Annotated in this window: 8 protein-coding genes and 1 pseudogene; 6 read left to right on the plus strand and 3 right to left on the minus strand. The window is 47.7% G+C overall.

Translation table 11 applies throughout. The annotated features are described in order from the left end of the window. Positions 1–184: 184 nt before the first annotated feature. From NBH07_RS09420 to NBH07_RS09445, 6 genes and pseudogenes are all read left to right on the plus strand, one after another. Positions 185–667 (plus strand): annotated as a pseudogene (locus NBH07_RS09420) (DUF3575 domain-containing protein); the annotation flags it as partial. A 19-nt stretch (positions 668–686) separates the two neighbouring features. After that, positions 687–2,156, plus strand: a complete 1,470-nt coding sequence (locus tag NBH07_RS09425) for a DUF3868 domain-containing protein (RefSeq protein WP_009016481.1) — start codon at positions 687–689, stop codon at positions 2,154–2,156. 63 nt (positions 2,157–2,219) lie between these two features. Continuing rightward, positions 2,220–4,331, plus strand: coding sequence for an Mfa1 family fimbria major subunit (locus NBH07_RS09430; RefSeq protein WP_009016480.1), 2,112 nt, complete (start codon positions 2,220–2,222; stop codon positions 4,329–4,331). 190 nt (positions 4,332–4,521) lie between these two features. Beyond that, positions 4,522–5,640, plus strand: a complete 1,119-nt coding sequence (locus NBH07_RS09435) for a FimB/Mfa2 family fimbrial subunit (RefSeq protein ID WP_009016479.1) — start codon at positions 4,522–4,524, stop codon at positions 5,638–5,640. Between the two features lie 24 nt (positions 5,641–5,664). Next, complete coding sequence (locus NBH07_RS09440) at positions 5,665–7,302, plus strand: hypothetical protein (protein ID WP_195319224.1); 1,638 nt, start codon at positions 5,665–5,667, stop codon at positions 7,300–7,302. 46 nt (positions 7,303–7,348) lie between these two features. After that, a complete protein-coding gene (locus tag NBH07_RS09445; RefSeq protein ID WP_009016477.1) occupies positions 7,349–13,273 on the plus strand; it encodes a hypothetical protein in 5,925 nt (1,974 codons plus the stop codon). A gap of 16 nt (positions 13,274–13,289) precedes the next feature. On the opposite strand, the gene NBH07_RS09450 is transcribed toward NBH07_RS09445, so the two are convergent. The 3 genes from NBH07_RS09450 to NBH07_RS09460 all read right to left on the minus strand — a co-directional run bounded on the left by NBH07_RS09450 (position 13,290) and on the right by NBH07_RS09460 (position 16,800). Continuing rightward, complete coding sequence (locus NBH07_RS09450; RefSeq protein ID WP_008778861.1) at positions 13,290–13,946, minus strand: ABC transporter ATP-binding protein; 657 nt, start codon at positions 13,944–13,946, stop codon at positions 13,290–13,292. Next, positions 13,943–14,659: a tRNA threonylcarbamoyladenosine dehydratase gene (locus tag NBH07_RS09455; RefSeq protein WP_156682743.1), complete on the minus strand. Its 717-nt coding sequence runs from the start codon at positions 14,657–14,659 to the stop codon at positions 13,943–13,945. Before NBH07_RS09455 ends, NBH07_RS09450 begins: the two co-directional genes overlap by 4 nt. Positions 14,660–14,817: 158 nt before the next feature. Continuing rightward, positions 14,818–16,800, minus strand: coding sequence for a glycoside hydrolase family 97 protein (locus tag NBH07_RS09460; RefSeq protein ID WP_009016476.1), 1,983 nt, complete (start codon positions 16,798–16,800; stop codon positions 14,818–14,820). Positions 16,801–16,804 lie beyond the last annotated feature (4 nt).

Genomic DNA, 16,804 nt, shown 5'->3' on the forward strand with positions numbered 1-16,804 from the left:
ATTATGGTGTTTCTATACAGCTGCCAATCAATGGCTTACATATAGGCCTATCCAAACGAGCTTATTGTATTATTTGTTTTTGATATTCAGGAGGAATTTGTAGAGTATAGAAATTCCTCTTTAGTTGAGAGAGTGAATCAATAAAGGTGAATATGGTTCATTTTAAAGACATAGCTTCCCCTAAATTCCTTATTGGGCTACTGCCACGTTTAATTTGGGGGCTGAAGTTTATCTCGCCCGTCATTGGACACTTGAGTTGGAGGCAGGCTTGAATCCGTTCAGCGGCAAGAACGATGATGGGAGTTATGGCCGTTCACTGAAGCATTTGCGTCTGCACCCGGAGTTGAGGTATTGGTTTTGCGAGACGTTTAACGGTCATTTCCTCGGCGTGCATACTCCGTACCTATTATATAATGTAGCCGATATCAAATGGCTGGGTACAGAGGGCGAGCGTCACCAGGGATGGGGCGCGGGAGCCGGTATCAGTTATGGATACTCGTGGCTGCTGTCTCGCCATTGGAACTTGGAGGCCACGGTGGGCGTGGGCTATCTGTACTTGAAGTCGGACAAGTATCCCTGCGCGAATTGCGGTCGCAAGCAAGAAGGGATCAAGAAGCATTACTTCGGGCCTACGCAGGCGGCGATCAATCTGATTTACCAATTTTAAATCGATGGAGGACTGAAAAATGAAGAATCTACAAGGATGGATGATACTTGGGATCGCCTGTTTGGCCGGTTGTGTGGGTACTACGATTCCCGTACAGGCGCAGCAGACGGCTACCGCCATCGTCGTGAAGGAGCGGTTGGTGGAGCATGTGGGCGATCGCTTGATAATTGATATGAAACTAGCGCTGGATGAGTTGTCGCTATCGGCCAACCGGAGTTTGGTCTGTACGCCGCTGATCGAGCGGGGCGATAGCGTAAGGGCTTTGCCTCCCGTGATCGTGAACGGGCGTAACCGCCAGATCCAGTACGACCGGTCTGGGCGCGATGCGACGGCGAACGGAGAGTTTGTCTTACGCCGTCACAATGGGAAGGAGCAGACGTTCGATTACCATGCCTCTATTCCTTTCGCCAAGTGGATGGAGCGTTCGGAGGTGTCGCTGGTAGCCGATTTTTGCGGTTGCGGTTGGGAGGCGTTGAGTAATGACAAGTCGCCGCTTTTCCCGATCCGAATCGCGGAGCCTGTGGTATTGCGGCCGCTTTTGGCCTACGTCACGCCGGAGGCGGAGCGTGTGAAAGAGCGTGTGAAGGAAGGAAGCGCCTTCCTCGACTTCCCGGTAAACCGCACGGAGATATATCCTGAGTATCGCGACAATCCCTCGGAGCTGCGCAAGATCCTTGAGACCGTGTCGTCAGTGAAGGAGGATCCTTACGCTACCATCACGGAGGTATATATCAAGGGTTTCGCATCGCCGGAAGGTACCTATAAGCATAACACTTATTTGGCCGAGCATCGCGCCAAGGCGTTGATCGAATATGTGAAGGGCCTTTACCACTTTGAGCAGGCCCGTTTCACGGTGGATTTCGAGCCGGAGGACTGGGCCGGATTGGAGAAACGGGTGGAGAACTCCTCGCTTGCGGACAAGGAGGAGTTGCTGGCCATCATCCGTGCGGACGAGCCGAAGGATTACGACCGCCGCGAGGCGAAGCTAAAGGCGTTGAACGGGGGGGCCTCGTATCGGGTGCTCTTGCGCGATATTTATCCAGCCTTGCGCCATTCGGATTACGCGGTGCGCTACACGATCCGTTCGTTTACGGTAGAAGAGGCCCGTGAGTTGATCTATTCGGACCCTAGGCAGTTGAGTCTAAACGAGATGTTCCGGGTGGCGCAGACGATGGAACCGGGTAGCGACGCTTACCGCGAGGTGTTCGAGATTGCCGTGCGCATGTATCCGGACGATCCGGTATCGAACCTGAACGCCGCCCTTACGGCGATCGACGTGGGTCGCCTGGAATCGGCCCACCGTTATCTGGCGAAGACTTCCGATTCCGCGGAGCGTACCTTGGCGGAGGCGGCCATCGCCATGCTGGAGAACCGCTTGGACGAGGCGGAGGCTCTGCTGGGTAAGTTGTCCGACGATCCTTCCGTAGCCTCGCAGGTTGAGGAGAACTTGAGGCAGATCGCCGCGAAGCGGGAGGAACTGGCTGATTGATGACGAGAGTCGTGATCGTAGGATGATAATAATGAGTGTCAAATATAAAAACGGATGAGAAACATGAAAAAGAATTATTTATTAAGTGCGGCTGCCGCTTTCTTGCTGGCGGTTACGGGTTGCTCCGATGATATCGAAAACGGAGGCAATTCCGGTGGTGAGGGCGATAGCGGCAAAGTCTATATGACAGTGAACGTCTCCACGGTGTCGAAGGGGGCATTGACGAAGGCGGGAGGAACTCCTTCTAATCCTAATAACGATGGTGCCGGCTGGGGCGAGGACGGCAACGGTTTCTTGGAAGAGTTCGATGGCGCTAATGAGGGTAAGGTGTATGATGTTAATATCTTCTTGGTGAAATATGACGGTAATACATTTGACTCTAACCCCTTGGACTTCTTTAATGATGACGTAAATAAAAGTTTAGAGATTGCCGGACAGGGTTGGTATGAATCTAAGACCGGTGTTGATCCGAGTGGAGGTGGCGAGCCTAATCATGACAGTGCCGGAAAAGTGACGATGAAGGTGACGATGAATGAGGAGCTGACAACAGAAGGACATACGTATCAAGTCTTTACAGTAGTTAATGCCGGAAATAGAATAGAGGGTATTACTACTTTGGGTGACTTACGAGACAGAGTAACTTTAAAGGATTTATGGACTGGCACTAATCAGGTTTCGAAAGCGGATCACTTCATTATGTCTACGCACAAGATGAAAGGCGTAGATGGCATAGGGAATTCGCTTGTTCGCATTTCCGTGGAAAATACAGATGAGACGAAACCGGCGACAACAACCGTATTCGTGGAGCGTATGGCCGCACGTATCGACTTGGGATATGCTGCTGTATTAGAGATAGATAAAATACTCGAAAGCTCTCCGGTAAAAAATAAAGGCTCATTCAAATTGACGGGTTACAAGGTCGTGAACCAATGGAAGGGTAACAGCTACGTGTTTAAGCAGGTCTCTCCTAAAGCGACTAAGAACTTTGGCGAAGGGTCAAGTTTAGCGGATGCGATGGCTGGAAATTATACTGAAAGTGGTAATGACTTTAAATATTTGGGTGATGAAGTATGGTCTATGATGACGCTAAATGAGGCGAATGGCTCTTATAATTATGTGCTGGATCCGTCGATCAGCCAAAAGAAGGTACCTATGAATGAAGGCGATGATCCTTGGACTCAATTCAAGGACTCTTATATCAACTATTTTAATCCGGAAAACAAAGACTTAAATAGGGTTGAGAATATGTCTAAGATTCCTGAGGCTGAGACTGAACCTTATTATGGAGTGAATGATAGAATATATTACCCCGTCGTGTACACCAAGGAGAACACGTTGGATCGTGAGGCGCAAGTAAATGGTTATTCTACCGGCGTTATTTTCGAGTCTGAGTTTATGCCAGATGGTGATAATTTTAAAGTCAGTTTCTATAATAAAGATGCGGGTTCTATTGAGTCTGTTCCTTTAGATAACAATAAAACATTCCTTTTGGCAGTCCATAAGAACGGTGTGGGTGCGACTGTCCGTTCTGTCTATAAAGATCTTCCGTCTGTTGCCGCTTGCGCATTTAATTTGGAAGAGGGTTCGAATCCTAATTTATTGAAAGGCTTAATGAATGGCTGGGATGGGATGACAACATTACCGGATTTTGCTGATGTACAAAAGGCGATTAATTCCATGTCTGATCAGAACGGATTTGAGATCGCGTTTAAGAAATATCTTAGTGACATGATTAAGGGCGAAACAAACTGGAGTGAAGGGCTAAAAATGCGCCTATGCTATACTGAATTTAGAAAGAAACAAAATGAGAATGACGGTGGTCATCTCCCTGATACCTACACTGATCCGAATAATTTCACCCCGGATCAGATCGGTAATTTGTACCAATTCTACAACGTTTCCTTATACAAAGGCGGAAAGAGCTATTACAAGTTCTGGATCCGTCATAACGATAACGGGAACGATGGTATGATGGGCGTGATGGAGTTCTGTATCGTGCGTAACAACGTGTACCAATTGTACGTGACGGGTGTGCGTGGCTTAGGTGACCCGCTGCCTTACACGCCGGGTAAGGATACGCCGGACAAACCGGATGAGACGGATGATGTTACCATCGACGTCACCATCTACGTGAAAGATTGGGTGAAACGCACGAACAAAGACATCATTATTTAACCCTACCCCTCCGGGGGATTCCTACGATGGGCATTGTAAGCTCCTTACGATGCCCATCCAAGCCACCTTACGATGCCCATCCAAGCCACCTTACGATGCCCATCATAAGAACTTTATAATGGGCATCATGGTTTACCTCCATCCCCGGTAGTACGGGCGGAGGATTACTGTGTATCTTAATAAAATGATTATGAACCGTTTATTTCATACCTGCAAACAGTTGATTGGCGTAGCTGCCTTGTCCGTGGGGCTATACGCTTGCGATTGGATACACGACGACTCGCTGCCGCTTTGCGAGTTCCGGCTGTATTTCAAGTACGACTATAATATGAAATTCGCCGACGCTTTCCAGCATGAGGTAGACTTCGTTACGCTCTTCTTCTGCGACCAAGAAGGGAACTTCCTCTTCCAGCGGCGGATCGAGAAGAGCGAGCTGGACGAGCGGAACTCCATCGCCCTCGACATGGAGCCGGGTACCTATCAGGTAGTCACTTGGGCCGGGCTGGACAAGGGCAGTTACGCATGGAACGATCCCGCCGAGGCGTCGCGGGCTGTCGAGAGGGCGCAAGACGTCAAGGTACGTACCTTGCGTGAGGACGATACGACACAACCCAACGAGCTGCACCCGCTTTGGCATAGCCTCGATACCTTCACCGTGACGCGCGACATGCCCGAGGAGAAGGTGATCAGCCTCGCCAAGAATACCAACAAGCTACGTGTCGTGCTGCAAAACGTGATGGGGGAGGACATGGACGTGAATAACTTCTCCTTCCGGATCGTGGCCGACAACGGGTATATGGATTACGACAATTCCCTGCTGCAAGATCCCACCATCCACTACCTGCCTTATTATACGGAGAACGTGGAGCTGGGAGCCGACCCGACCCCCGGCGCTACCGTGGGCGGGCAATACGTGGCCGTGGCCGAGATGAACACCATGCGCCTGATGGCGGGCCGCAACTACCGCCTCATCATCCGTCACCACGGATGGGAGAAGGATGTGCTGAACGTGAACCTCAACGATTACCTCCTTCTCACCAAGATGGAGGGGCACCGTATCTCCCCGCAGGAGTATCTGGACCGGCAGGATGAGTACTCGATCATCTTCTTCCTTACGCCGAAGGTATGCCCCGATTGCCCGGATAAGCCTACGCCTCCGGATCCTCCGGGACCTGATAATCCTGACAATCCGGATAACCCGGATAATCCCGATGGTCCCGATCCGGAAGACCCTATGATCGTGGGGTACGCCTGCTTCAAGATACAGGTGAAGGATTGGGTGATTCGTATCAACGATGGCATATTGTAAACAGAGATTTATTAAATATCGCTAATGATGAGACGCTATACCATATATAACCGATTGACGGCGGTCGCCGCTGGTCTTTGCCTCTGTTGGCTTTTTATGGCTTGTGGTGAAGACCGGGGGGGCGATCTCCCGGATGACGACCCGAACCATTGTGTTGTAACTATCACTTTGCGGACATCCCGTTCGGTACGCCCGCCGCAGACGAAGGCCGGAGGGATGATGACGAAGGCGGATGAAACTACTGAGACGGATTTCTGGGCAAAAGATGAAGAATACGAGCGAGACATCACGAACTGGCTGGTGGTGGCCTATGATGAGAATGCGGATTTGGCCGGATATATATCCGGCAAAGATGGAACATGGACTCCGGATATCAGTAATGAGGATTCTCGTACTACGGTGGAGATGAAACTACCCTTTGGCACATACCATTTTTATGCGTTCGCCAATTTACAATCGTTGGAAGACGGTACATCGTTGTATCAAAAAATTACCGAAGCCCATTCCTTGGCGGAACTGTCGGAGGTGAAGATATTGGACTCGGGAACGAGTATTGATACAAGGAATGAGGAGAAAAAAGGTAAATTCGGAGGCGAGGAAGCGTCTCGAAAGCGTATTCCTATGAGCAGCTACGCCCAAAAGCATACGGTATTGCCCGCTCCGGCAGAGAACAAATTCGAGATTCCCTTGATCCGCATGATCGGCAAGGTGCAAGTGGAGATAACCAATAACTTAGATAAATCCATAACCGTAAACCAATTGGACATCATGAACCTCCGCAAGGGAAGCCTGCCGATCTGGCTCTTGCCTTGGGGAAATGAGAATTATTTGGAGTTTAAGGATAACAAGGACTTGGAAGAGCCTTTGGCTCCATCTTTTCCGAAAGATGCGAATCCTCCTGTAGTAAGTCTAGAGGATCTTTATACTGAATCTATCAAACCCGGTGATAATGAAAAAGAAATACAAGCCAAACATGTGGACGGCGAGAACGGTAGTAAACGAGCTTATATTCGCTACATTCCTGAGACCAATGCGGCCGTCGGAGAGAACGGCGGTGGCATCCACCTCGGTGTAGAGATCGAAGGCCGCCCTCGTACGGAGCACCTCACGGGCTTCGACTTCGTACGCCGCAATGACCTGCTGGTCATCCCTGTCTTGATAACCAACATCACGACGAAATTGGAAGTAGCCGAGCAACGTCTCCCCATCGGGGTCTACCCGACCGCCTTGTTCTATGGCGAGAAGACGGGCGTGCAGATACTGACGCCTGTTGAGCATACCCTGCAAGCCGCCGGTGACTTGTCGATCCGTTTCGAGATATCTAGCATAGAAGGCGTGACAGGAGATTTCATGATCAAAGGTCTCCCGCAGGAGGGAACGGTTACGGAAACAGCGAAAATCAGTTCGATCCAAGTAAAAAGCGACGAGAAACGTCTCATTACGGCCGTAAACGGAGAGGATTGTGACAAGAAACAGCGTTTCTACCTTCCCGAGGCTTCGATCAAGGAAGGAAAGAAAGGTTCCTTCACGATCCGCACTCGGGAACTGGGTGGAAACGTGGATGCTACAGTCATCCTCACGCTCATTATAAACTATTATGTGGGTCAGGAGAAGCAAGAGATGCAAATCCCCTACACCATCAAGATCAGAAACTACAAATAACAACCATAATATAACAACAATAAACTAAAAAAGGAGGACCTGACGGATGAAACCATCAATCAACCTACGATATAAATCCTTGTTATTAACTTGCTTGTTAATTTTTTCCGCTGGTGTGGCTGTGCCGGCGTGGGGGCAGACGTACACGATCAATTATAAGAATGGTTCACCCCAAACCGGTATTACCGAACGTGTGGATACGGTGTATGTGGCAGATGGGGAAGAGAGGGAGTTGTTTATTCCTGAGTTGAGGAATAATGATGGCTTTTATAATGCGAACTATCGGTGGTATGTACGTTGGTATCAGCTTAATGAAGGTAATTTAAGTTGCGAAAATATAAAAGGTAAGGCTATAAATCCTAAGTTAGATGGTTCTTTTGTACAGGGTGGTGCCTTACAGGATCTTATAAATCTCTATCCAAGCTCGTTGAGAGACGCAGGTACTTCTTTATTTTTTTATAAAGACTTTTATAAGATAGAAGGTACAACTGCTATAAATAGCTCTGTCCCTCTCGGAGCCTCTACGGTTGAATATTCAGCGGTGAATGTAAAAGAAGATCTTGTTGTTTGTGATGTGAGTTTAAATAACAATTATAAGGTGGATGGGACTACATTCACTGAACCTACTTTGTCCATACGTTATAAATTTGTGATTCGTCCGGCAAGCGAAATTGCGAATCGCATAAAAGATTCTAAAGCGGATGAAACCACTCCTTTTATGGATGAAACCATATATGTCCCGCAAAATAATGGAACGATTAATATACAATTGGGTAGGATCGCTAATAATTATGCGTGGTATGACGGAGATCAAATAGTACAGGGAGAAACTTATCAATATAAGAAAGACAATGGCGAATGGAAAGATTTGGGTAATCGCTGGACACAGATTATAAATAATTTGATAACGGTTGGAACACAACCTGTAAAATTAGAAATTCGGGCGGTGGGTAAAGATAAGACGAAAGCGAGTCCTCTGTTGGTGCGATATAATCTTATCCCTGGTGATCATGGTTTCATGTTACAGGAAAAGCAAGAAAAAGATTCTGACCCAAGGCGTAATCCGGATAACTATCCGGAGTTTTATGAAAGAATAGGATATATAAATTTTGACCGGAATGATTCGATATCTGTAGACGATTTGAACTCTGTTAATAATATGGCAAAGATTGGTTTTTCTGATAATAAAGAGGATAAAGGTAAATGGTTGGATCCGGAGATCACGGGATATGCTCCATTTAATTATCAAATTCAACCAAATAAGGATAATCGGATTCAGACCTTACAAAACCAATATGGTTTGTTTCGAACAGCGGATGTGGAAAAAGTATCAACGAATAATGAAAAGGTTGAGGGAAAGACTTATTTTTGGTTTGCAAGTGCCCAAAGTAAGCCCAAAGTGGCAATCTATGACCGGACTTATTACAATACGGGGAAAAAATCATTGGGATATTTCTTTTATGTGGATGCGGCCAATTTGCCGGGACGTTTGGTGAAAATTCCGTTGGATGGTAATATCTGTGCGCATACGGGTATTTTAGTGAACTTTTGGGTGAATGATATGACGACATGGAAAGATACTCAAGCCGAAGGAAAACCTCTACCTCCTAATGTAAACATGAATTTTATCGGATTAAAAGCAGATGGTACAGAAGTTGTTTTACATCGTTTTACTTCAGGGGATGCACTGACTGATTATACCTCGACTTCGGAAGGGCGGCCGGCTAATAACAATATTGGTAAATGGCAGCAATTAATGTACTCATTTTCCTTGTCACAATCGCTTGATGATTATGTAGGATATTATCTGGAGGTACAAAACAATACAGCTCATTCATATGGTGCGGACTACGCCATCGATGGTCTGCGTATTTATCGCTCCATACCGCAAATCGACGTAAAGCGAGTAGACGTGTGTTCTTCTGCCAGCCTGACCGTTGCCACGGATTACGAACTTCTGCTCAAGAATATGGGTTGGAGCATTAATCCGGATGTATTGTCCGATCTGAATATGGGGAATAGCATAACGGAAGATTCAAAGCATATATGGAAATACCGCTATGGTTTGATGGGTGGAGATCCAAGGAAAAGAAATGAGAATCTTAATAAAACGATCGGAAATGTTTATATTGGAGCTACCGATAAAAAGGAAAATGGGGATATAAAGAAGCCTGAAGATTGGATTACATTAAATACGGATTTGAAGGATTATAGTAATGAGCGCTATAACAACCGAAGCAAGGTGTATCGTATTATCGTTCCGACTAAAGAAGGGTTGAAGCATCAAGGATTTGAGGATCTGACAAATCATGAAACTGCGATGCGACGACAAATTGTCGTAAACCTGCGTATGATCAATGATTTCTTATATGATGCCGCTGAGCATAAAATTTGGCAAAAAGACATACTAGATCATGCCCAAAAAACAAATGGGGATAAATTCCCGGAAGAAGAGTATATTGCGTACTTGAAACAAAATTTGAGTGTACTCTGTGGCAAATCGGATTCAGAGTGGGACTATAAGATTCCGGAACCGAAAGACCTATCTAACCAGATAGATAGAATAATGGAGGGGAATGACAATAATCTGTACGAAGAACTGATACGGGCCGTTTGTTCGGTAATGGGTATTTCTCGTCCTCGTGTGCCTTGGTGGGATGAAGGAAATAGCAATACCATCCATTTGAGTGCCATTGATGTGGACAAGACTGAGTTGAAATATAAAGGGGAGCAAAATTTCGGAAGTAAAGAGAATGCCGCCTCCGGTAGGTATGATGTGGTAATCTTTAGTGCGGCTGCGACAGTTACTAGTGATGAAATCGTGAATTTCCCGAATGCCCATGCGGGAGATAGTTTCAACGATCCTTGCTTGCTGACTACCCCTTTCACCGTACTCCCTTCCTTCACGATCGTGGCAAAGACCAAGACAGATTTGCCGGAGGGCATGATCGCTTGCGAGGGACGGATCAGTCAGATTGAGGAGGCAACCATGTGGGTTGAAAGATATGATGAGAACAACAACTTGATGACCGGAGAGACAGATAAGTTTGTAGATAAATATGAGGGTTATTCATATACGTTCGACTGGTTCTTGGGAGACTCGCTGGAATTTGCTGCGTTCTATGATGAATATGGATTCGCTTTAGAAGATATATTGAAGTCTTATAGAAATACCCTTCCCGATGGCGAGAAAGCTTCGTCTTTCCCTGCGAAAAATTTGATTGAGTATTATGAAAAATTAGACGCATATAAAGATAAGCCTGGGCTTATTGCGAAATTGAAGACATTGCTTTTAGGTGATGTAGATACAGAGCCGAAATTGGTGATTGGCGGGAATTTGGGATATGCGGAGTTTCGTTGGGTAAAAAAAGTGGTAGCGATTCCTTATCTACCGGAGAGTATTCCCGAGAAGGACAGACTTTGGCTTTTCTGCGATAGACCTCAAGAACGATCACTGAAAGCCGCTCCCGCCCCGAAACTACTTGTTGGTTTCCCGGACGTGAAGTATCCGGAAGGAATGGAGCATTATCCCAATGTTCCCCTGCGTATTGGCTTGCCGAATATCATGGAGAAAAGCATAACCAATATTCCTATCCAAAGCAATGGCCTAAAGATGGGTATGACAGAATCCAATCAATTAGGTCTGCCCGAAAGCAATACTACGGATATCTTCTTGCGGCAAGGGGCTACTTATACAAAGGTGGGTAATTTGACAAAGTTGTCTGCGAAAGCTAAAAGTAAAAATGAGGCAGGTGGAACTGACTATGGCGGTGGATTATTCTCCATGACTTTTGACGATAAAGCTTATACAAATTTTGACGAAGGCCAGATTTATGCCCTCTATATCCCATTCGGTGAATATAAGGACGAAGCTTTCGTAAAAGGCTCTTGCGAAGGATACGCTACCTTACTTATCAAGATCGTGCCGGAATATCTGACTTGGAAGGGTACGAACACCGGTGAGGACGCTGAGGCATGGTATAATGACGCAAACTGGCATCAGTCTACGAAAGGGGAATTGTACATAGATCCAAACGGAGAAGATAAAACAGACGCCAACGGCAATGATGCAGACTTGACCGCCGCCTTCGCCCCGCTTCATTTCACCCGTATCACGATCCCGGAAAAGCAGATGCTGGAATTGGAAGGCTTGGAGACGAAAGATCATTTGTTACAGATTCCCGAAGCGAACTCATCAAAGGCTACCGAGTATATCCAATATGATATGGCGGTAGACAAAGACGGAGATAATACGATCGTAACCCCGTACTATATAAATAAGGTAAAGGCTATCTATTTCAAACCCGAGGCGCAGTTACGCCGTCAGCAATTCCTGACGTACGACACTGCCCATGTGGAATTCGAGATGACACCTGATGCGAAATATTGGATGGCATCGCCCCTGCAAAGCGTATTCGCCGGCGATATGTACACCGTGAAGAACACGGGCCGTCAGAACACCTATGCTTTCGCCGATATCACCTACAGCACGGCTGACAACGACCGCCAAGCCCCAGCCTTCTACCAGAAAGCTTGGGACAAGGCGATCACGATGTACGTGCCGAAGAGCGAAGCAGATCAAATAGTTTCTTTTCCGGAGAATGGTTTGGATACAACTCATTACGAGGTAGTCCAATCCAACTGGAGCCGTGAATATAACGATGTGAATGTGCCCTACGCTTTAGGAAAGGGATTCTATGCCAGCGTAGAAAAGAAGAATGCGACCGGCTTAGGTGAGAAAGTATTGGTACGCCTGCCGAAAGCGGATGACTCCTACAAATATGAACCGTGGAAACCGGATACGAAAAGCGCTACATTGAGAGCCGCCATGACCAAAGCCCCGACTTTAGCAAATCGGATCAATGCTGGTAAACTGGCAGATAACAAGTCGATCAAGGTGGTATTGACAGATGTGAATGGAACGGAAGATTGGTGGAATACGGATAATGGAACCGTCCGTGTTATTGCTGATGGTGACGGCAAGCACTTCCTGTTGGGTAATCCTTATATGTATCCGTTGGATATCGTTCGTTTCTTGAAAGAGAATGAGGCTATCTTAGAGCAAAAATATTGGACATTGGATGTGAAGGAGGGGCTTGTTGTCGGTACACCTGATGTGGCATGGGAAGGTGGAAATGTTACTGATGCTACATCCGGAGCCGTTATCGCCTCCATGCAAGCCTTCTTCGTAGAGCTGAAAGATGCGGCTCAAACGAAAGCGGAAGGTACGGCAACCGGTACCGATCTGAAGGTGGTTCATTTCGATCCCTCCATGATGCAAGGAGAGTCGGAGAAGGTCTCTTCTTCCTTACGTACCGCTACGGCCAAAAACCCGGTATTGAGGCTGACAGCAGAGCGGGATGCATATCGTAGCACGGCCTTGTTGATGCGGCAGGATGATGCCGCGAATAGCTATGAGGCAGATAAGGATGCCGTAATCTTGCTGGATACGGAACTGGAGGAGATCCCGCAGGTGTACACTATCGCCGGGACTCGTGCCGTGGGTGTGAACGTAGTACGACGGATCGACCAAGTGCCCCTTGGCGTATATGCCGGCGAGGGTAAGGGGGAGGTTACACTGACGATAGAGGGTATCGGCGATTGGGCGGAGACGCTTTACCTGTACGATGCCGTGACCCGTAAAAGTACGGAGTTGTCGGACAATACGTATACCTTGCGTTTGGACGGCAGCAGCCATGGACGTTACTTCCTAAGTGCGGGCTCGCCTACCGGTAATGAGGGGGTGGACAACGTAGAATCTATCTCTGTCTATTCCGCCGTATCGGGTAGGATAGTGGCCAGTGCTAGCGAGGCGTTGAAGCGGATACAGGTGTTTACGCCGATGGGTCGTTTGGTACGTACCTTATATCCCGCCCGTCCGACTTATACGTTCGATCTCCCGGCAGGCATCTACATTATCCGCACGGAGATCGCCTACGACCAAAAGACGGTGAAACTACGGGTATTGTAAATAAACCCCCTTGTTGTTAGTTCGTTTCTACCACTCCATCCTTGATATGAATCACCCGATCCGTGTTTGTGGCCAGCTGTTCGTCATGCGTCACGATGACGAACGTCTGGTTCATCTGGTCTCTTAACTCGAAAAAGAGGGCGTGCAATTCTTCCTTGTTCTTGGTATCGAGGCTTCCCGAAGGTTCGTCGGCGAGGATAACCGCCGGGTTATTGATAAGCGCACGGGCTACCGCTACCCGTTGCTTTTCTCCGCCGGATAGCTCGGCGGGCTTGTGTGCCATACGATCGGAGAGTTTCAAGAAGTCCAGCATCTCTTTCGCCCGCTTCTCGGCTATGGCCGATTTCTCCTTGGCGATCAGGGCTGGGATCATCACGTTTTCCAAGGCCGTGAACTCCGGCAATAATTGATGGAACTGGAAGACGAAGCCGATATTCCGGTTGCGGAAAGCCGCCAATTCCTTATCGCCCAATCGTCTTGTCTCCGTGCCATTGATAACCAGTCGCCCGCTATCCGGTGCGTCGAGCGTGCCGATGATTTGCAACAAGGTTGTCTTACCCGCCCCGCTGGGGCCTACGATAGCGACAACCTCGCCCTTGTTTATCGTGAGGTCGATGCCTTTCAATACTTGTAAGGCACCGAAACTTTTCGTTATTCCTTCGGTTTGTATCATATCAAGTTTCTTAGGACGTGCGAGGCAAGGAAACAACCGAACGTTGCCGGCATATAAGAGACCGTTCCCGTGGTCGTACGTTTACATGTTTCGTTTTCAACTTCGATCACGGCGTCCGGATCGGCGAACTCGGTGGAAAATACGACGGGAATCCCCTTGCTTACGCCTAGAGGACGCAACCGTTTCCGCACCGCTTTCGCGAGGGCGCAATTGATTGTCTTGGAGATATCCGCTATCCGTACCAAGGATGGGTCTACCTTAGCGCCCGCCCCCATGGAGGACACGATGGGGATCTTATGGATATATGCTTGGTACATCAGGTATACCTTGGGACTTAGGGAATCGATGGCATCTACCACGAAATCGAGAGGGGCCGATAAGAGTACCTCCTCCGTCCGTTCGTCTCGCAGGAATTCATTCAGGACGGTTAGTTGCAACCGGGGATTGATATCGAGCAAACGCTTGGCCACGACCTCGGCTTTCGGCATCCCTAGGGTGGAATGAAGGGCGGGCAATTGGCGGTTGATATTACTCTCGTTTACCGTATCGGCGTCTATGATCGTCATCTTTCCTACTCCGGCCCGACAAATCTGCTCGGCGGCATAAGCTCCCACACCTCCTAGGCCAACTACCAATACATGGCTACGGGATAAGCGCTCCATACGCTCCGCTCCGAACAAAAGTTCCGTCCGTGTATTCCAATTGTAACTCATTTATCTATTTTTGAGCACAAAAGTAATCAATTGTTCCGGTTCCTCCAATACTTGCTTTTATCCGAAAGCTTTGTGTCTTGTTACTGTATGGGCGTTGCAGTATTACTGCATCAGCCTTGCAGTACCACCGCAACCCAGGTTGCAGTGGATGAGTTACGTCAGATGGGTTGAATATGAAAGACCGATCCTCCGTCGGAGGCCAGCGGAAGGGTGATTTTATCCCTGTAGGTGATCTCCTCAACCTCTTTTACGAGTTTGTTCGAGTCTATATTCGTATCTTCAGCATCTTTATAGATCGTTATCTTATATTTCTTGTCCTTATCCAAGAACTTGAGGTCTACATCGATACTGCGTGCTTGGCTGTTATTGATCGTACCGACAAACCAATCCTCTCCCTTTTTGCGGGCGATCGTTACGTATTCATTGACGGAAGCGTTCGGAACGACTGTTTGGTCCCAAGTCGTAGGCACGGCTTTCAGGAACTCGAATCCCGGTTGTCCTTCGTAAGCCTCCGGCGTATCGCAAATCATGCCGAGATAGCTCTCTAATACCACGTACATCGCTAACATATGGCAGCGGGTACTCATTACGTAAGGGTTACGTTCTTGGTTCTTGAACTTATCCCTTGGCAAAGAGCGGAAACCTCCTAAATGATAATCAGTCGCTCCCGCTAATAAACGGGTAAAAGGCATATGGATGTCATGATCTGCGTCGGTATCCTTATCCCATTTGCAATGCTCGTAATTAAGCGTACCCTCGCGGGTGAACTCGTTGGGATAGGTACGGCTCAATCCAGACGGCTTGCAAGCTCCGTGGAATTGCACGAATAGATGATGCTTAGCCGCCTTCGCCAAGAACTCTTCTTGGATGCGGATCATCTCCTGATCGTCTCGATCCATGAAATCGATCATCATGCCGGCGATTCCCCATTTCTCGAATTGGGCGAAAGCCTCGTCTATCTTTGCGTACAGAGGTTTCCAGTTGGTCCATAAATGGATACGTACGCCTTGACTCTTGGCGTAATCGCAAATCTCCTGCATATTGAGGCTCGGAACGACTTTCAAGATGTCCGCTTTAGGACCCGGAGAACCGAATCCGGCTCCATCCTCGTCATACCAAGCTTGCTCGGCGTTCCCGTAGATCGAGTGATAATCCAATCCGTTACGGGCTACGAAATCAATGTAATATTTATTCGTGGGGAAATTGTTTCCGCCAAGGAAAGTCGTATCCGGAACGACATTTCCGTTCCACCACGTAAAAGTAGTCTTACCCGGCTTAATCCAAGACGTATCCTCTATCTTACAAGGCTCATTGAGATTCGTAAGGATATTGGACGCTATCAAGGAACCGATTTGATCACTGATCATCAAGACCCGCCAAGGAGATTGATGGGGTAGGGATGCCTCTACCTTGATACGCTCTTGTCCCAGTTTAGGTGATAGTTTCCCGAGAAGAGTCCCGTTTTCTTTCCATAGGTACATACCGGCGTAATCACGAACCGCCGCCTCGGTAATCGCCATATAAACATGGTTCGGGAAAGAGAATAGGGCGGGCATATCCATCAATCGTTTATTATCCATGTCGGCATAATCTGTGACCGTATATTTACCTTCGTGGGAACTTTGGTAGTTGGGGAGGAATAAAGTGGTTACGTTCGGATTCCCTTGTAGGTTGAAGGTGGTTCCCTCGTCATACATGATATACGAATCCCATCCTTTTTGCTTCGGAAACTCATAGCGGAAGGCGATACCGTCATCGAAAGCCCTCAAGACCAGATTAATCTTGCGAAAAGGCTGAACGGTTTCCTCTAGCGGGATGATTACCTCTTTGGAAAGGCTATGTATATGTTTCGCCTTACCAACGATCAATTCGTAGGTCTCTTCCTTCGTACTGAACACGGGTTTGTTGATCTTTACATTTTCCCCGAACGCCCCATTATCGAAAGTCAGCGTCAATGGGGAGTCTTGGATCAAGGTCTGCTTATTAAATGTTACGCTGTATACCGGGCTATTCTTATCCAAAGCCAAGGAAAACTTGATCTTTCCGTTTGGAGAAGCCAACCGCACGCTTTTATTCGCATATAAAGAGTGAGCGCAAAGTATAAAAAATGCCAGAACGAGGTAGATTGATTCTTTTTTCATGGAT

Source organism: Parabacteroides sp. B2-S-102 (assembly GCF_023656665.1).
Classification (GTDB): Bacteria; Bacteroidota; Bacteroidia; order Bacteroidales; family Tannerellaceae; genus Parabacteroides; species Parabacteroides distasonis.